Source organism: Bacillus sp. FSL R5-0397, from assembly GCF_038593395.1.
Taxonomy (GTDB): Bacteria; Bacillota; Bacilli; order Bacillales; family Bacillaceae; genus Bacillus; species Bacillus altitudinis.
On the sequence record NZ_CP151992.1, the window covers coordinates 1034805 to 1052982 of the forward strand.

The window sequence follows — 18178 nt, forward strand, 5'->3', positions numbered from 1 at the left end:
AAAAGGAGGAAATATGACGATGAAATTAACCGTGATTGGCTGCTACGGAGGATTTCCAGCAGCTGGTGAAGCCACATCAGGTTATCTTTTTGAATCAGATGGTTTTCGTCTGCTTGTCGACTGCGGGAGCGGAGTTCTGTCAAAGCTTCAGCAATACATTGATATAGAAGAACTAGATGCTGTACTCCTTTCTCATTATCATCACGATCATATTGCAGATATCGGACCTCTCCAATATGCGAAGCTAGTGGGTTATCATTTAGGAAAAAGCAGTGGTCCGCTGACGATCTACGGACATACAGGGGATCAAGCAGCATTTCAGCGGCTCTCTGATGATGTACATACAAAGACAAAACCTTATCACCCGGAAGAGGGCATTCAAATTGGACCATTTCAAATTGATTTTTTGAAAACGGTTCATCCGGCAGAATGCTATGCGATGAGAATTCAAGCAAATGAGGCTGTGGTGGTGTATACAGCTGATTCCAGCTATCAAGATGCATTTATCCCTTTTAGCAAGGATGCAGACTTACTTATTGCCGAAAGCAACTTTTACGCTGGACAAGACGGATCGGGTGCAGGACATATGAACAGCACTGAAGTAGGGAAGCTGGCAAGTGAAGCAAATGTTGGAGAGCTCATCATCACCCATCTGCCTCATTTCGGTCGGCATAAAGACCTAGTCAATGAAGCACAGGCGTTATATACTGGCAATATACAGCTTGCCCAATCAGGGCTTAGATGGAACAAGGAAGGAAGATAGAGATGCTGTTTATCGATAACGAGCAACATTATGACCCAATGATTAATTTAGCAATTGAAGAGTATTGCTTAAAATATTTAGATCCAGAAGAAACGTATTTGCTGTTTTACATCAACCAGCCATCCATTATTATTGGAAAGAACCAAAATACAATAGAAGAAATCAATACAAAATATGTAGAAGACAATGGCATCAAAGTCGTTCGCAGGTTATCTGGCGGTGGTGCAGTTTACCATGACAAAGGAAACTTGAACTTCAGTTTTATTACAAAAGACGATGGGGACAGCTTTCATAACTTTAAAAAATTCACCGAGCCAGTCATCAAAGCGCTTGAAAAGCTTGGCGTCAAAGCGGAATTAAGCGGCAGAAATGACATCATGGCAGATGGGCGTAAAATTTCTGGGAATGCTCAATTTGCTACACGAGGACGTATCTTCAGTCATGGCACCCTATTATTTGATTCAGAAATCGAACATGTTGTCTCGGCATTAAATGTGAAGAAAGAAAAGATCGAATCAAAAGGTATCAAATCCATTAGAAGCAGGGTTGCGAATATTAGTGAACTGATGGATCAAAAGATGACAACAGAAGAATTTAGAAAAATTCTTTTAAGCTATATTTTTGACACGAACGGAGACGTGCCTGAGTATCAGCTGACAGAAAAGGATTGGGAGAAGATTCATGAGATTTCTCGTGATCGATACCAAAAATGGGAATGGAACTACGGCCGTTCGCCTAAGTTTAACTTGCAGCACTCTAAGCGTTTTCCAGCTGGATCGATTGATCTTCGATTAGAAGTGAAAAAAGGCATCATTCAAGACTGCAAAATTTTTGGTGACTTCTTCGGTGTAGGGGATATTGCTGATATTGAGAAACGACTCATTGGGCAGCAATATGATCGCAAAACCATTAGTGATGTATTAGAAGACATGGATATGCGCCATTATTTTGGTAACGTATCAAAAGAAGATTTTCTGGATTTGATTTATTAAGCAAGGACAAGCACGGCTAGAGATAGCGGTGCTTTTTCTAATGAAAGAGATGAAAGCGGTTTACATTTGATCTTGTGAATTTTTTCGATTGTCTATTATAATAGAAAGGAGGAATGTTTGGTCATAAAATGAATGGCTATTCATTCATTGATGAAGTATAAGGGGTGGGAGAATGGATTTGATCAAAAATCTTGAGCAGACTGCGATGACCAAGGGAGAGAACGTCGCACTGATCTTTGAAGGGAACAAGTGGACCTATCAAGAACTGATGACAAGTATCGAACGTTTTGCAGATGGTTTAGTGAGCGAAGGGTTTCGAGCGGGAGATCATATCGCGCTGATTTTAGGAAATTCACCGCATTTTGTGATTTCATTTTTTGGTGCATTAAAGGCAGGACTTGTTGTTGTACCTGTCAATCCAACATACACGCCAAGTGAAATCGGCTATATGCTGGTCACTGGTGATGTAAAAGGGATTGTTGCACCGGATCAGCTTCTGCCGATATACGAGCAGGTGTATGAACAGCTTCCAGCTATTGAACGAGTCATTATTTGTGCACAAAATGAATCTGCGTGCAGGTCAAGTTTAAAAGAAGTATCTGATCGTCTTGTTTTCTTCGGAAAGCTTGTGTCTGGAGATGCGCCGGAAACTGAGCATCCTTCCATACAACCTGACGATACGGCCGTTATTTTATTTACATCTGGCACAACAGGAAAACCAAAAGGGGCAATGCTCACTCATGTTAACCTATATTCAAATGCAAGAGACATTGCGGAGTACCTGTCAATTGATGAAAAGGACAAGGTGATTGCTGCATTGCCGATGTTCCATGTGTTTTGTTTGACCGTCTGTATGAATGCCCCCTTGATTCATGGAGCGACCATCTATGTCCTGCCGCATTTCAGCCCATCAGAGCTTTTACGAATGATGGAGAAAGAAAAACCAACGCTATTTGTTGGTGTTCCAACTATGTATAATTATTTATACCGTCAGGACGGTCATGAGGAAGCGATGAAGTCGGTGAGGATTTGTATATCAGGCGGTGCGTCCATGCCTGTTGCTTTACTTCACGGTTTTGAAGAAAAATTCGGTGTCACGGTGTTAGAGGGCTATGGATTGTCAGAGGCTTCCCCAGTGACGGCATTCAATCCCCTTGATGGAAAAAGAAAACCAGGTTCAGTTGGAACTGATATTATGAATGTGAAAAATAAGATCGTGAATGAACTTGGAGAGGAAGTTGGACCAAACGAAGTCGGAGAATTGATTGCAAAAGGGCCAAACATTATGAAAGGCTATTATCAAATGCCAGAAGACACAGAAGCAGCACTGAAAGATGGCTGGCTGTACACAGGAGATTTGGCGAGAAGAGATGAAGACGGATATATTTATATCGTCGATCGAAAAAAGGACATGATTCTCGTTGGCGGGTATAATGTCTATCCAAGAGAAGTAGAAGAAGTGCTTTATCAACATGAAGCTGTAGCAGAAGCCGTTGTCATCGGTGTGCCCGATCCAAACACAGGAGAGGCTGTTGTCTGTTACATTTCCCCTAAGAAACATGCTCACATCAATCAAGAAGACATCATCACACATTGTTCACGCTATTTGGCGAAATATAAGCAGCCCCAAACGATCCATTTCATTGATGATATTCCAAAAAACACGACTGGTAAAATTTTAAGAAAAGCGCTAAAGGATAAGTACCAAGCAGAAACAAGTAAATAAAAAAAAGAGTCTCTTCTTATGAGGCGGCTCCTCAGCGTGTAGACAAACCCTCGCATTCTTTGTCAGTCTTGCGTGCTTGGTTCACATTCGCTCCGCGCCTCCTAGACTGCAAAGGTTTTCTATCACGCTGCAAAGAAGACAAGGGGGTAAAATCAAGTTCATTTTATCCCTTTGTCAACAATCTAGGGAGTCTCTTATGAAGAGGCTCCTTTTTGAATCGCTTCTTGTACCTGTTTTCGAAAGGAATTTGACTGTTTTTGATTTAATTCATAATAGGTGCCGTCTACTAAAAAAACAACTTGAGAGCGGTTGGTCCATAGCTGAAAAGAAGTGCCATTTGTCCGTCCGAACATGACCTTGGCGATATAATCTGGCTTCTTTACATTCTTTTTGAGATGGCTGCTTGTTTGTTTCCCTTTGTTTAATTGTTCAATTAGATCCTCAGTTGTATCTTTATCATCTATTTCATAAGAAATGGACTGGTTCGTCGGTGAAAGCAATAATTTCTCTGCTCGATTTTCATCGAAGATGTCACTTGTCCGGCTGAACACATAAAAGAAGGTAATCAGTAAAAGCCCAAAGATCACAATTCCTGCAAGGATTTTCTTCATGATGAACCTCCAACTCACTTTTTTATAGCTAGTTTCTCCGATTTTTGAACAGCATAATCATTTTTTTCACTCAAGCTTTTTCAGATAGGGCATGCTATGATGGAGCCACATGAGACAGGTTCTAAACAAAAACGTGCGTGATTACAATAGAGAGAGAAATGGAAAGGAGGCTGACCAGTGCGAGTACGCAAATGGGTAGCTCTTGCAACGGTAGCATACATATTGTACGGTCTTTTTATTTATTCTTACTTATTTCTAATGGGGGATTCATCTGTCCCTGACAGTGTGAAAGGGACAAGTGCAGACCCGCATACATTTATGACAAGCCATGAGCTTTTGATCAGTGGAAATTACTCGAACATTCGTAACCTGTTGTACTTTATGACAATTCCTTTAGATTGGTATGTCTTTTTCCTTTTGCTCATTTCAGGATTTTCAAGGAAATTAGCAGATTGGAGCCTGGCAGCAGCTCGTTTTCACCTTTTGAGCAAACTTGTGTATGTGTTTGTGCTGTCACTTTTGACGATGCTGATCACATTGCCAGTCAAGTGGGTGAGCTACCAGTTGTCCTTGTACTACGGTGTTTCAGCACAAAGCACGGCAAGTTGGCTAAAAGACCAAACGCTTGATTTTTGGATTCAATATCCTCTGCTTGTTCTATGCGCCATTGTGTTCTTTTGGCTCATTCAAAAGAAAAGGAAATATTGGTGGCTGTATGCTTGGTGTTTAACCGTTCCAGTTACACTATTTCTCTTCTTTATACAGCCGGTCGTTATTGATCCACTCTACAATGATTTTTACCCATTGAAGGATCAAGCGCTTGAGAAAAAGATATTAACTCTTGCAGAGAAAGCACACATTCCAGCAGATCATGTATATGAAGTCAACATGTCAGAGAAAACAAACACGATGAATGCTTACGTCACAGGAATTGGTGAAAATAAGCGTATTGTTTTGTGGGATACGACACTTCAAAAGCTGAAAGACCGTGAAATCTTATTTATCATGGCGCATGAGATGGGACATTACGTGATGAAGCATGTGTATATCGGTTTAGCAGGATATTTAGTGCTGTCTCTGGTTGGATTTTTTGCCATTGACCGTTTTTATTTTTCCCTTTACCAAAAAGGCGCTTCTTCATTTCGTCTGAAGGCACCACATGACGTTGCTGCTCTTCCGCTTCTGTTGATCATTGTATCTATGCTGTCATTTGTTGCTTCTCCTTTTACAAATGCTGTGTCAAGGCATCAAGAACGTGCAGCTGATGAATACGCCGTGAACTTGACGAAAGATGGAGAGGCGGGGGTGACGTCATTTCAAAAGCTTGCAAAATCAGGGCTTTCCCAAGTCAATCCGCCACTTTTAGTGAAAATATTCCGCTATGGACACCCGACGATGATGGAGAGAATCATCGATATGGAAAAAGCCGCAAAAAAAGAGGAAACATCGAAAAAGCAATAAATAAAAAATCCGGCTCAGTTCGCCGGATTTTTTTGTCACACTTATTTTAGTTAGAAGCCGCTTGAACGTTAATTAATCCTTTTCCATAATAGAACGAATTACCAAGCGGTGTTGCCGTATTTTCTAAGCGCTGACGAACCTGAGACGTTGATAGATTCGGATACTTAGAAAGGATAAGCGCTGCTGCTCCTGCTACATGAGGAGATGCCATTGATGTTCCCGTATAAGACGTATATCCACTGCTTGGTACTGTACTTAAAATCGATGTACCAGGTGCAGAAACATCTAATTCAGGACCTGCGCTAGAAGACGAGTTTCTGACATTGTTGCTGTTCACGTTGGCAACAGCAATTGTAGAGTCGTATTTTGCAGGATAGCCTACGGTGCTAGTAGAGCCAATTGAACCTGAATTCCCTGCTGCGGCAACGACAACTACTCCGCGGTTATTCGCTGTGTCTACAGCATTTTTAAGCGCTGTGGAGCCGTTTGGTCCGCCTAAGCTCATATTGATGACATCCATGTTATTGGCAACAGCCCATTCAATACCGCTGATAATCCAGCTGTATTGTCCATCTCCGTTTCGATCTAACACTTTAACGGCATACAAGGAGGCGCTTGGCGCAACCCCAAGAACACCAATCGTGTTATCAAGGGCAGCAATGGTTCCGGCTACGTGAGTTCCGTGTGATTGAAAGTCTTGTGTGGCATTTGGCTCTGAAGGGACGAAGCTAGCACCGCCTGCAACATTTAAGTCAGGGTGTGCGGCGTGGATTCCAGTATCAAGGACAGCTACTTTGACGTTAGCACCTTTATAACCTTGAGCGTGTACGGCTGGAGCTTTGATTTGAGGGATACCATAAGGGACGGTTTGGGCATATGCTTCTGCTTTGTGGTCTTCTTCTACATAAGCAATGCTAGGGTCGTGTTCAAGTTTTTTTGCGGCTTGTTCAGACATCTTCACTTGTGCAGCATTAATGAGGCGGTATTGTTTTTCTAATTTCCCACCATTTTGTGTCACTGCTTGTTTCTTAGAGCTGTTTGTGGTGGCAGAAGCTTTAAAGCCAACGATATAGCTTTTTTCGCTTTCTGACTTTGAGGCAGTCTCGGCATTTGCCATCGAGCCTCCAAACCCTGCTGAAAACAGAAGAGGGACAGCCAATAAAACACTTGTCATCACATTTTTCTTTTTCACGCACATTCCACATCCCTTTTTCTTATTTCAGAATAATCATCCGTAGTCTATTAGAATGATCCGTTTGATTATTCTGTATTTTCAGTTTAATAGAGATAGGCAAATAAGAGTAGGCCCGAATTTTTGTGGAAGTCCTAGCGAAAAATAGGGAATTAAGTCGCTTGGAAATGATGGTAAAATATGTTTATTCTATATTTCCAACGGTTTCCTATTAAAAAGGAATCGTGCTTTTTTTCTCATGATCCATTTGAGGATAAACATTCGATACCCGAAATGCCATAAAATAGGTAGAAAAGGCTATCATCTATTTCGAATTTCGATATAAAAAAATATTATTTTATCATTGTTTTTGACATGAAAAAGAACCTGCTATGAAAACAGGTTCTTTAAGAAGGGGCAGATTGTGTTAAATGGCTGACCACGTTGTAATCGTTCACCTTCCATTCACCATCTGTCCATTCCACATAATTTAAGCAGGCATTCTCAAGCCTTGTATCCTTAATACCCATATGTTCGTCAGCTAGTGAGGTGAGTAAGGCATGGATGGCAGCACCGTGTGCTACGATTAGTACCCGTTGATCTGGGTAGGTTGCTCTCACTTTTTCGATACCTTCTAGCATTCGATCTTGAAGTGCCGATAGTGGTTCCATATTTGGATACTGTTTATTCGGAAACAGTTTCTGACGTTCCTCAAATGACATGCCTTCAGCGTCGCCATAGTCACGTTCAATAAAATCGTCCATGATCACGAGCGGTGCATGTACATGCTGTAAAATCAAATGAGCTGTTTCTTTTGCCCTTGATAGCGGACTGGAAATGACAACATCCCAGTGGGCATCTTTTAAGTAAAGACCGGTTTGTTCCGCTTGCCATTTACCAGTGTCATTTAAAGGGATATCTGTTCGTCCTTGAATTCGTTTCGCTGCATTCCAATCGGTTTCACCGTGTCTGACTAGGCAAATTGCTGTCAATCAAATCCCGCCTTTTCTATCTTTTCCTCTATTATACTAAAACAGAAGAAGAATGACTGGATCAGTGATTTGTCAGACTCGTTAAGGACTCGACCGAACTTGCCACTTGGGACACTGTTTGTTTGACTTCTTTCAATTCGTTTAGGAATGTTTGCAAATCTATTTCAATTTTTCCGTTTTGGTTTTTGCTTAAGTTCATGCTGCTGACGATATCATCGAATAGCGAGTTGATTTGGGTCATTTTTTCTTTACTGTCTGTCACAAGTAAATTCACATCAGCAATATGCTGTGACACAATGGCAATTTGTGAATTTGTGTTGTTGACGAGCTCAGATACAGTTGAAACCGTTTTCTTTGTATCCTCTGATAATTTGCGAACCTCATTTGCAACGACAGCAAAGCCTTTGCCATGTTCACCTGCTCGAGCTGATTCGATTGAAGCGTTTAAAGAGAGTAAATTCGTTTGCTCCGCAATACCTGTGACGATCCCAAAAATTTGTTCAATTTGTTTCGCGATTTCTTCTAAGCGTTTAATTTCTGTTTCAATCTTTGTCATACTGCCGTCAATTTGGTTCATTTGCGTCTGCTGAATTTCTAACTCTTTTTTACCGCCAATTGATTTCTCTTCAACTTGTGCTGAGATCTTTGTGCCAGCCTGTGACATATCCGCCATCTCATCAGATTTTGATACAAGTTTGTCCACTGCATTTGTTGTGTTTGAGAAGAGAGAAGCAAGTGAATTAGATGTTTCTGTAATTTTTGTATGAAGCTCTTTTTGCTGTAGTTCTGCTTCATCACGAACTTTAGAGTATTCATTTTGGAACGTATCTAGGACAAGCTGCTGCTCTAGATTTAAAATTTTCGTCGTCGCTTTCACTGCCGTCTGATATTCTTTGAAATCTTGGATATGCTGGGCAAATAAATCCATTATGGATAGCAATAGGTCTTGGAAGGCTGCCATATACCATTTAGGTTGAAGTCCAATTCTTAAATGAACTTGTGCAATTTTAATTCTTTTGGCCACATAAGATTCGTCAATCACACCGGCAAACATTTCACTAATATGAATGCGTAGTGTTTTCTTTAGACGCTCGACTGAGCTGTTATCTTGAATGATGTGCATCAAGGAAGACTCGACTTCTAGGTTTTTATAAAATTTATCGACGATATGTTCAATTTCATCTTGAACGATTGGATTCAGCTGTTTCAAGATAAAAAGGTCTTGCTGCGTCAAATCAATCATTTTAATTTGTTTGGCAATGTCCGTATTCTCCGGAAAATTGATTCGTTTTATCCCATCATCCTGCTGTGTGAAAAAAGCAGTGTTTTTCTTTTTACTCTCTTTTTTAAATAACAATGTGTTTGTCCCCCCATAATCATCACAAATATCAGACTTTATGTTTTTTATCGGATAATTTTGGTTTTTTTAAAGGGAAAACAGTGAAATTTTACTGTTCTTTATATGACCTTTTTAGTGGTTTTTTCGCCGGACCTTCTACTACTTCTCCCGTAATGGAGAAACGAGACCCGTGACAAGGACAGTCCCACGTGCGGTCACTATTATTCCACGCGACTTCACAGCCTAAGTGAGTACAGGTTGTATCGACAAGAAAGATATCGCCGTCCTCTGACTTAAAAGCGCCACATTTTTTATGCTCATAAGACACAATCCCGCCTTCACCCGGTTTTAAATCATCAATTGTTTGATCAGCTCGCTTTAATTTACCGCTGATTAGCTTCGCTGCAACATTGGTGTTTTCTTTGATAAAGTCTTTTACGAATGCGTCTGACACGAGTCTTGATGGAGTAAAGATGGATTCGTAAGGATTCGATTTTCCTTCGATCAAATCTCCGATCAGTGTCGCTGCTACGTGGCTTGTGGTCATGCCCCATTTTCTAAAGCCTGTTGCAATGAAAATATTCGAATGATGTGATGTCAGGCGGCCAATGTAAGGGATTTGATCCATTGTGACCATATCATGCGTGGACCAGCGGTAAAGGACTTCCGTTATACCAAGGGTGGCTTCACCAAACTTTTCTAGTGCTTCATAGTGTGCGGATTCATCTCCGCCTTGTCCGGTTTTATGGCCTTGTCCACCGATGAGCACGACGTCTTCTCCATGGAATTTTGCTGTTCTTAATGAATGGGCAGGCTGATCAATTCCTAAGTACATGCCGTCTGGAAGCGGTTTTTTTGTTTTGGCTGCGACGACATAAGATTGCTCAGGATGGATTCGCGTGAAATACAGTCCTTTGCCATCGTAAAAAGGAAAGTGTGAGCATGAAATGATAGAGCGCCCCATCAGATGATGACCACTTTTTGTGATGACAGCAGGGTGTTTTCCTTCTTTTACATCGACTGCCGCTGTCTGTTCAAATATGCGCACGCCTCGGTCAATGAGCTGATCGATCAGTGCATGAAGATAATGAAGAGGATGAAATTGTGCCTGCTGCGTCATGGCGAGGGCTGCCTTGATGCCAGCATCAAACGGGAGCGCTGTTTTCCATTCGCGATCGATACCGAGCTGTTTGTACGCATCTAATTCCTTCTTTAACTTTTTGACGCCGTTTTCTTCTGTTGTATAAAGGTAAGCATCTTTTACCTCAAGCTGACAATCAATGTCATACTCTTTCACACGTGCTTGGATGAGCTCCTTTGCTTTTTCATTTGCTTCTACATATAAACGGGCTTTCGGCATACCAATATGCTGAATCAGCTCATGATAGTAAACATCATGCTGGGAGGTAATTTTCGCTGTCGTATGTCCAGTGGTTCCTTGCAATACTTGATCAGCCTCTATGATGATGACATCCAGTCCACGTTCTGTCATTTCAAATGCAGTAGCGATACCGGTAATACCGGCACCGACAATGATGACATCTGCTGTAAGGTCTTCACTGACAGTAGGAAAAGAGGGCTTCTCACTATCAGCTAGCCATAACGACTTTGCTTGTTCCGATCCTTTATGTTCTTGTTCCATGTTGTCGCCTCCAGTCACTTGTTGTGTATAATTTTTCCACGATGCTGAAAATCATACATTTTAGTGAAAACAAGAGCGAAATACATAAAAAAATGAGCAACACATAAAAATAAACGAGATAAAAAGGAAGGAGTGGACTGACGTGTCAACAAAACAGCCAAAGAAAACGTTACCGCCTCAGCATCAGAACGAACGTCCAGGACTTGAATATAAAATGAACCCTAGACCTATCTTTGATCGAGAGGTGCAAGGCAAAAAGCTGACAGGGAAAACGGCGATTGTCACAGGTGGAGACAGCGGGATTGGAAGAGCAGTATCTGTCTTATTTGCGAAAGAAGGAGCCAATGTAGCGATTGTTTATTTGAATGAACATCGTGATGCGGAAGAAACGAAGGACTATATTGAAAAGATGGGAGGCCGCGTCATTTTAATATCAGGTGACCTAGGGGATGAAGCTTTTTCAAACGAGGTCGTCAAACAAACAAAAGATGCTTTCGGTTCGATTGATATTTTGGTCAACAACGCAGGTGAACAGCATCCGCAAAAAAGCATTGAACAGATTACCTCTCACCAGCTTCTTCGGACATTTCAAACGAATATATTTGCCATGTTCTATTTAACAAAAGCGGTGCTCCCTCATTTAAAGAAAGGAAGCAGTATTATTAATACAGCATCGGTCACTGCTTATAAAGGTCATGAAACCTTAATTGATTATTCATCGACAAAAGGGGCGGTTGTAACGTTTACAAGGTCATTATCTCTATCTCTTATCAAACAAGGGATTCGGGTAAATGGGGTAGCGCCTGGACCGATTTGGACACCACTGATTCCATCCACATTTACGGAAAAGGAAGTGTCTGAATTTGGTGGAGATGTCCCAATGGAGCGGCCTGGTGAGCCAGTAGAGTTAGCGCCAAGTTATTTATTTTTAGCGAGCGAAGACTCTTCTTATATGAATGGACAAATGATTCATGTGAATGGCGGAACCATATTAAATGGATAAAAACAAAAAACTTGCGGTGAAGAGACAAGTTTCTGTCTCTCTGCCGCAAGTAAAATCATCATGATTGATGTAAGCAATGTTCTGCATATTGAGCTGACAGGTCATTAAAACGCTTTTCATCACGCTGATCTAGCGCCTTGTCAATCTCTTCTCTAAGGAAGGTTAAGCGCTGTTTATAAAGCGCCTCATCTAAAACCATTTGAATATAAATGTCTAAAATAGTAACGCCATTCTCTTCGGTTTTTTGGGTGTTGCGGGACTTCATGAGCTCAGCATACGTTTTTTTCTCTTTCATAAAGAATCCCCCCGATGCCTTTTTTATAGTATATGGATTGGCGGAGAAAAAATCAACAAGAATTTATAATTTTTAGACAATTTATTTTTGAGCCATATCGACACCCCTTGTCCAGTCGACAAGATGCGATATATCTTTAAAAATGGCTTTTAGATAGATCGAATGTACTAAATAACATGATAAAAAGATAATTTTAAATAAATATTGAAAAAATCCTGTCGTTTCTTATACGTTGGTGATAGATTAATAGTATCTAAAATAACCAAAAATTAACACAGGAGGAAATGAAGTGTCAGGAATTAGTGAAACACCATTAGATTCATACGTCATTAATCAAACAACAATGGCGGTCCTTCCGGTTGAAGAAGGAAAACGAGTATATTCAAAAGTGATCGAAAGAGAGACAAGCTTTTACGTTGAATTAAAGCCGCTGCAAATTATAGAACGCAGTTGCAGGTTCTTTGGCTCAAGCTATGCAGGCAGAAAAGCGGGAACATATGAAGTAACAGGTATATCACACAAGCCTCCCATCGTGATTGACTCATCCAATCATCTGTATTTCTTCCCAACCTATTCATCCAACCGCCCTCAATGCGGATGGATCTCCCACAAATACATTCATATCTTTCAGGAATCATCCCTCGGAGACACGGTTGTTACTTTTACAAATGAGCAATCGGTCAAATTAGATGTCTCATATAAGTCATTTGAGAGTCAGGTACACCGAACAGCGTATCTCCGAACGAAATTTCAAGATCGACTTGATGGAGGTCTTCCTAAGAAACAAGAATTTATGCTGTATCCAAAGGAACAGCAGCTCAACCTTGTGTATGATTTTATCTTAAGAGAACTTCGTAATCGTTATTAGTGAGAGACCAGCGGCAGACAGCCGCTGGACTGCTTACTCATCGTCATCACTTTTTTGCAGAAAAAAACCATTGATTATCGTATAAAAAAATATATAATTTATCTATATCATATAATTTTTTATATAACGAAAGGGGTCATGGGGATGATGTATGAAGAACTGGATACGCCGGCACTACTCATTGATAAACGGGTGATGATGGAGAATGTAGTGGCGATGCAGCAATACGCAGACCGTCAGCATGTCAAATTGCGCCCTCATACGAAAACTCATAAAACGCCTGCACTTGCCAAGCTGCAGGAAGAGAAAGGTGCATCTGGCATTACGGTGGCGAAAGTAGGAGAGGCTGAAGTAATGGCAGCCCATGGGCTCAAGGATATTTTTATCGCCAATCAAATTGTAGGTGAGATTAAACTCAAGCGGATTCGTAAACTGGCAGAGTTGATACAGATTTCATTCGGTATAGATTGTGTTGAGCATGTGAAGCAGATTGAGCAAGTCTTTTGTGAATCAGAGAAAAAAGCGGAGGTTTTAATTGAGATAGAGGTTGGAGAGGGAAGGTCTGGTGTCATTGAAGAACATGATTTCTGCCACATATTAGAGGCGATTCAAACAAGTGATGCCGTTCATTTAAAGGGGATTTTTTCTCATGATGGTCATACGTATCAAGCGGAAAGTAAAGCACATTGCCGGACATTATACAAGGAGGCTGTAAATCGAACGCTCCGTTTTGCGCAGATTGCAGAAGAAGCTGGTATGCCGCTAGAGGTCGTCAGTATTGGATCAACACCGCCATTTTTATTTCAATTTGATATTCCAAAAGGAGTCACAGAAATACGGCCAGGCACATACATCTTGATGGATGCTTCCCAGTCCAATGTAATCGGCACATATTCACATTGTGCAGCATCTGTGCTGACAACGGTCATTAGTAAACCGACAGAGCGCCGGGTGATTACAGATGTAGGGGCCAAAGGGCTGACGGCACAAACGCGTACAAAAGGGCTGACCAAAACAGAGGGCTTAGGCAAAGTGAAAGAATATGATGATGTATTTGTTTCTAGCGTATTTGACGAGCATGCCATTATCTATCATGAAGGCTTTCGTCAAAGTGTACAGATCGGTGAGAAGGTGCAAATGATTCCGAATCACATCTGTCCTGCTGTGAATCTTCATGAAAAAGCATACCTCATTCAAGATGGCGAAGTGGTAGAAGAGCTGGAGATTGCTTGTAAAGGAAAGCTGCAATAAATGGGTAGGATCATAGAGGGAGTTCCCGCTATGTAGAGCAGAATATAAGGCAGCTTCCATGCTAAGAAAGATCATCATTTAAAATCCATACATCTAAGAAAAAGGCGCCGAAAGGGGTCTTTTTTATTTGAGAAAAAATGACGAAGATGAAATAGATTGAAACCAAATGTGCCTTTCTCGTCGTCTATTGACTGTATCATCATGAAATGGCAGGGAAATGTGAACCATTAGAAGGATTTTCATTCATTTCCGCATAAATCACAGAAGTGATACATGCGGTCTGTTACAATAAAAATAAGTCATTTCTTGCAAGGTGTTCGTATGAGGTAAAAGTTGATCATATTTGACCGATATGAACAAATGGGAAAGAGAAATGGGGGCCGTGTATGAAAAAACGATGGCATTTGATGCTGCTATTTACCGTGACAGTGACACTACTCACAGCCTGCAATCAAGCAGGTCAGCCGCCTTCAAAACAAAACACAAAAGAAGCTGCGTATGAACAATGGGTTCAGCGTTATATGGATGAGTTAAATGAAGCATATGAAAACATGACCGATCAATTTATTTCAGATGGACACGGAAAAATTCAAGTGAATGAAAAATTGACAAAAGCGACGAAAGCATTCGACCGTGTCATTCAAAAAGGGCTTACTCATCAAGAAGTGCCAGCTGTGTATCAAAAGGCAGACAAACAATTAAAGACAGGTCTTGCTTCATTTGAAAAAGGAATTAGCAAGGTAGAGCAGCTGTTAAAGCGTCCTGATCAAGAAAAGCTGTTTATGTCAGCCACTCAACATTTTCAAGATGGATTGCAAGAGACAGCCTCTTTCATTGAAGAAGTGGGAAACGTTCAGCAATCACAATGAAAAGCCTGGAAGAGAGACTTCCAGGCTTTTTTAGATGTGCAGTGTTTGCTTTAATCGGCGAACACCTTCTTGAATCATGGCTTCATCCGTACAGGCAAAACCAAGCAGCAACCCTTTCCTTTTGCTTTCATAACAATAGGGGCTTAATGGATAAATGCCGACACCTGCCGCTTTTGCGGCCTCAATCGTACCTTGTTCATCAAAGTCTGGTGTTCCTTCCAAAAAGACGTGAAGGCCTGTATCAGTTCCATATAAACGGAAGTGTTTGTCAAAGTGATGTGTCAAAAGAGCATCCATCATCGCTGCCTGCCGTTTTTTATACACCTGTCTCATCCGCCTGACATATCGCGTAAACTCTCCTTCTCTGAAAAAAGAGGCAAGAGTGATTTGCTCCATGATCGGCAGCTGTCTTTGAATAAGTGATTGCAGTGCAGCGATTTCTTTGATGACTGCTTTGGAGCCGATGATGGCAGCAAGGCGGATGCCTGGAGCAAGTACCTTGGAAAAACTGACAATATAGATCACATGATCGGGTGCTTCTGAAAATAAAGAAGGAAGCGGTCCGCCATGATAACGATAATCCCCATCAAAATCATCTTCTAATATGTAAGATTGAGCCTTCGCAGCAAACTGCAGCAGCTCCCGTCTTCTATTGACGCTCATACAGACTCCGGTTGGCCGCTGATGAGAGGGCGTTACAGCGATCAGTTTTGTACGTTCTGGCAATGTATTCACCATCATTCCTTCTTCATCGACTGGTGCGGGGTAAATAGTCATTTCGCGATGTAAAAAGGACAACCTAGCTCCAGGAAAACCAGGATCTTCAACTGCGACTGTATCTCCTTTTTTGAGCATGACTTGTGAAATTAAGTCAATGGCTTGTTGTGTGCCCCCTGTTAACACGATTTGGTCTTCTTCTATATCAATGCCGCGTTCAACCGATAAGTATTGGCGAATCTCTGAACGCACTTCCCATAATCCATGCGGAGAAGAATAGCCCCAATCTTTCATATTTAAGCGCTGTAATGCTTTTAGAAGCGAGCGTTTCCATATGTTTTGAAAATGGTCGTCGATGGCTGGTTCTTGATGGCGGAAATCAATCTCAAGTTTGTCATGAAATTGATTGGCCGAGAGCCAGTGATCCATTTGTTTTTCAGCCTCGTCAAAGTGAGGTCTTATCGGAAGTGCAAAAGGCGGTTCGTTTTGATGTGGGGGAGAAGCAGCATTGTGATCACTTGAAATGACCTTTGTCCCGCCTCTTCTAGAGGTGCTGACATAGCCTCTTGCTAGCAGTTCATCATAGGCAAGCTGTACGGTGGATCGAGATACGTTGAGCTCTTGTGCTAATACTCTTGTCGGAGTCAACTGATCATCAGGATTCAGTGTGTTTGTATGAATTTTTTGAATGATGCCATTGACGATTTGCTGCCAGAGCGGGGTAGAGCTGGAACGGTCTAAATGAATGTACACAGTGCACCTTCTTTCCTTTGTCATGTCATCATTGATGATGACATGGAATTATGGACTGGTCAATAGCTTCATTTTTGGATGTGGGAAGAAATCCAAATGATGTGTACACTGGTTCATATCATTTACACAGAGGAGAGAGTCCCATGATTCCTGCATCAAAAGAAGAAACAGCACAGCTATCCATGATTCCGTTTGTGTTCGTTTTATTTAGCCTTTTTATGATTACAACAGCAGTGAACCTGCAAGTCCCTCTTTATACGGAATATGCAGAGCAGGCAGGATACGGAAAGGCGTCAACAGCCCTTGTGTTTGCTGCGTATGTTTTCGGACTGATTCCAGTATTACTGTTACTTGGCGGCATGTCTGACCGGGCAGGACGAAAACCGATTTTATTGATCGCACTTTGCTTTTCATTATGTGCCACCCTGCTCATGATCGTGCATCCGACCATACAAATGCTCTTTGTCGCCCGGCTGCTGCAAGGAGTGGGACTTGGGCTAAGTGTTGGCACATGTACTGCCTACTTGATTGCTTTATATCCAGAGAAATCGGGCTGGATCCCAACGTTTATCGCATTATGCAGTTCGATTGGATTTGGGGGAGGTGCTCTTTTTACAGCGATTCTTTCTTTTGAGCAAGTGTCACTGACGCCTCTTAGCTATTGGATTGTGTTGGTCTTGATTATGTTGACGATTGTTGCTGTATTCTTTTTGGTGCCGCCTGTACAAGGGGAGGCAAGTAAACCGCTAATGAACATGCCGAGGTTTCCAAAAGGGACAATGCCTGCGAACATAGCCATTGCTATCGCATGGTCTGTGTGTGGTCTTGTCATTTCGATTTTGCCAGCACAGCTTAAATTAAATGGCTATGAATTGTGGGTAGGTCCAGCGCTGTTTTTTATTAATATGGCAGGTGTTCTGATGCAGCCTTTTGTCCGAAAGATGAATAGCAGTGCAGCGCTTCGTATCGGTTTTATTTGTCTTCCATGTGGATATGGCCTGCTGTTATTCGGTGCTAATAGCGGGTCCATATTCCTTGTCCTTGCTGGAACTCTTTTAGCGGGCACAGCTTGCTATGGATTTACTTACTTAGGAGGTCTCCAGCTGATTGTTGAGAAAGGGAAGAAGGAAGCGGCTAGAGCCGTTGCTGGATATTACTTGTTTGCGTATCTAGGTCTTGGCATACCAAGTGTGTTCGTTGGTCTCTTTGCTGATATGTACGGTACTCAGACAGTGTTAACGCTCTTTTTCATGCTCGTGTTGGCTGCCTGTCTGATCTTGTTTAGTTTAAGTTTCAGAGAGAGGCAAAAGTGAAATGGATTCTTTCTCTTTACTCTCCAATTCGTTTAAAATAAAGACAGAAGAGGGGGAGGGAAATGAGAAAAGTACAGCTAAATGGTGCGATGTGCAGATCACAAGAGGAGCTTCATGATCAACTAAAAACAGTGTTACAACTTCCTGATCATTACGGGAAAAATCTTGATGCCCTTTGGGACTGTTTAACAGGAGAAGTGAGTATGCCTGTAGAGCTCACGTGGATTCATTATCAAGCAAGCAAAGACGAGCTTGGTGATTATGCAGAGAATTTGCGGCAGTTATTTCAAGAGGCTGAAGAGGAACTGCAAGGGCAGTTTCAATTGAATATTGAAGCGTAAAAAAGCAGCTGATCCCAAAAGCTGTTTTTTTATGCGGTTTTCACCCTTTCTCATTCTACTATTGAATATTT

The 18178-nt window shown here is 41.6% G+C and carries 17 protein-coding genes; 10 read left to right on the forward strand and 7 right to left on the reverse strand.

Annotation, left to right across the window (positions count from 1 at the left end; genetic code table 11):
• The first annotated feature begins 19 nt into the window (after window positions 1-19).
• The 3 genes from NSQ70_RS05155 (at window position 20) to NSQ70_RS05165 (ending at window position 3481) form a co-directional block, all read left to right on the forward strand.
• Window positions 20-763 carry an MBL fold metallo-hydrolase gene (locus NSQ70_RS05155; RefSeq protein ID WP_039167545.1) on the forward strand — a complete coding sequence of 248 codons (744 nt, stop codon included), beginning with the start codon at window positions 20-22 and terminating at the stop codon, window positions 761-763.
• A 2-nt stretch (window positions 764-765) separates the two neighbouring features.
• Complete coding sequence (locus tag NSQ70_RS05160) at window positions 766-1755, forward strand: lipoate--protein ligase (RefSeq protein ID WP_008348846.1); 990 nt, start codon at window positions 766-768, stop codon at window positions 1753-1755.
• Window positions 1756-1927: 172 nt separating this feature from the next.
• A complete protein-coding gene (locus NSQ70_RS05165; RefSeq protein ID WP_138278357.1) occupies window positions 1928-3481 on the forward strand; it encodes a fatty acid--CoA ligase family protein in 1554 nt (517 codons plus the stop codon).
• A 194-nt stretch (window positions 3482-3675) separates the two neighbouring features.
• Here NSQ70_RS05165 and NSQ70_RS05170 read toward each other — a convergent pair whose 3' ends face one another.
• The gene (locus NSQ70_RS05170) at window positions 3676-4092 is read right to left on the reverse strand and encodes a hypothetical protein (RefSeq protein ID WP_007497192.1); all 417 of its coding nucleotides are present in this window, start codon (window positions 4090-4092) and stop codon (window positions 3676-3678) included.
• 177 nt (window positions 4093-4269) lie between these two features.
• On the opposite strand from NSQ70_RS05170, the gene NSQ70_RS05175 reads away from it, so the two are divergent.
• Complete coding sequence (locus tag NSQ70_RS05175) at window positions 4270-5553, forward strand: M48 family metallopeptidase (RefSeq protein ID WP_138278359.1); 1284 nt, start codon at window positions 4270-4272, stop codon at window positions 5551-5553.
• A gap of 46 nt (window positions 5554-5599) precedes the next feature.
• On the opposite strand, the gene NSQ70_RS05180 is transcribed toward NSQ70_RS05175, so the two are convergent.
• The 4 genes from NSQ70_RS05180 to NSQ70_RS05195 all read right to left on the reverse strand — a co-directional run bounded on the left by NSQ70_RS05180 (window position 5600) and on the right by NSQ70_RS05195 (window position 10697).
• A complete protein-coding gene (locus NSQ70_RS05180) occupies window positions 5600-6745 on the reverse strand; it encodes a S8 family peptidase (protein ID WP_045034875.1) in 1146 nt (381 codons plus the stop codon).
• Between the two features lie 386 nt (window positions 6746-7131).
• Window positions 7132-7716 (reverse strand): histidine phosphatase family protein, encoded by a 585-nt coding sequence (locus NSQ70_RS05185; protein ID WP_025207047.1) that lies wholly within the window; start codon window positions 7714-7716, stop codon window positions 7132-7134.
• A gap of 61 nt (window positions 7717-7777) precedes the next feature.
• Window positions 7778-9073 (reverse strand): globin-coupled sensor protein, encoded by a 1296-nt coding sequence (locus tag NSQ70_RS05190; protein ID WP_007497200.1) that lies wholly within the window; start codon window positions 9071-9073, stop codon window positions 7778-7780.
• Window positions 9074-9164: 91 nt separating this feature from the next.
• Entirely contained in the window at window positions 9165-10697 is a 1533-nt protein-coding gene (locus tag NSQ70_RS05195; protein WP_138278360.1) for an FAD-dependent oxidoreductase, read from the reverse strand.
• Between the two features lie 142 nt (window positions 10698-10839).
• Between NSQ70_RS05195 and NSQ70_RS05200 the strand changes: the two genes are divergently transcribed.
• A complete protein-coding gene (locus NSQ70_RS05200) occupies window positions 10840-11700 on the forward strand; it encodes an SDR family oxidoreductase (RefSeq protein ID WP_058337510.1) in 861 nt (286 codons plus the stop codon).
• 58 nt (window positions 11701-11758) lie between these two features.
• Here NSQ70_RS05200 and NSQ70_RS05205 read toward each other — a convergent pair whose 3' ends face one another.
• Window positions 11759-11995, reverse strand: a complete 237-nt coding sequence (locus NSQ70_RS05205) for an IDEAL domain-containing protein (protein WP_008348804.1) — start codon at window positions 11993-11995, stop codon at window positions 11759-11761.
• Between the two features lie 289 nt (window positions 11996-12284).
• On the opposite strand from NSQ70_RS05205, the gene NSQ70_RS05210 reads away from it, so the two are divergent.
• The 3 genes from NSQ70_RS05210 (at window position 12285) to NSQ70_RS05220 (ending at window position 14983) form a co-directional block, all read left to right on the forward strand.
• Window positions 12285-12863, forward strand: a complete 579-nt coding sequence (locus NSQ70_RS05210; protein WP_017366958.1) for a competence protein ComK — start codon at window positions 12285-12287, stop codon at window positions 12861-12863.
• Window positions 12864-13007: 144 nt separating this feature from the next.
• Window positions 13008-14114, forward strand: coding sequence for an alanine racemase (locus NSQ70_RS05215; RefSeq protein WP_079919114.1), 1107 nt, complete (start codon window positions 13008-13010; stop codon window positions 14112-14114).
• Between the two features lie 386 nt (window positions 14115-14500).
• A complete protein-coding gene (locus NSQ70_RS05220; RefSeq protein ID WP_008348662.1) occupies window positions 14501-14983 on the forward strand; it encodes a hypothetical protein in 483 nt (160 codons plus the stop codon).
• A gap of 30 nt (window positions 14984-15013) precedes the next feature.
• On the opposite strand, the gene NSQ70_RS05225 is transcribed toward NSQ70_RS05220, so the two are convergent.
• Window positions 15014-16453: a PLP-dependent aminotransferase family protein gene (locus NSQ70_RS05225; RefSeq protein ID WP_342502494.1), complete on the reverse strand. Its 1440-nt coding sequence runs from the start codon at window positions 16451-16453 to the stop codon at window positions 15014-15016.
• A 143-nt stretch (window positions 16454-16596) separates the two neighbouring features.
• Between NSQ70_RS05225 and NSQ70_RS05230 the strand changes: the two genes are divergently transcribed.
• Window positions 16597-17766: an MFS transporter gene (locus tag NSQ70_RS05230; RefSeq protein ID WP_081114756.1), complete on the forward strand. Its 1170-nt coding sequence runs from the start codon at window positions 16597-16599 to the stop codon at window positions 17764-17766.
• Window positions 17767-17828: 62 nt separating this feature from the next.
• Window positions 17829-18107 (forward strand): barstar family protein, encoded by a 279-nt coding sequence (locus NSQ70_RS05235; protein ID WP_178897193.1) that lies wholly within the window; start codon window positions 17829-17831, stop codon window positions 18105-18107.
• Window positions 18108-18178 lie beyond the last annotated feature (71 nt).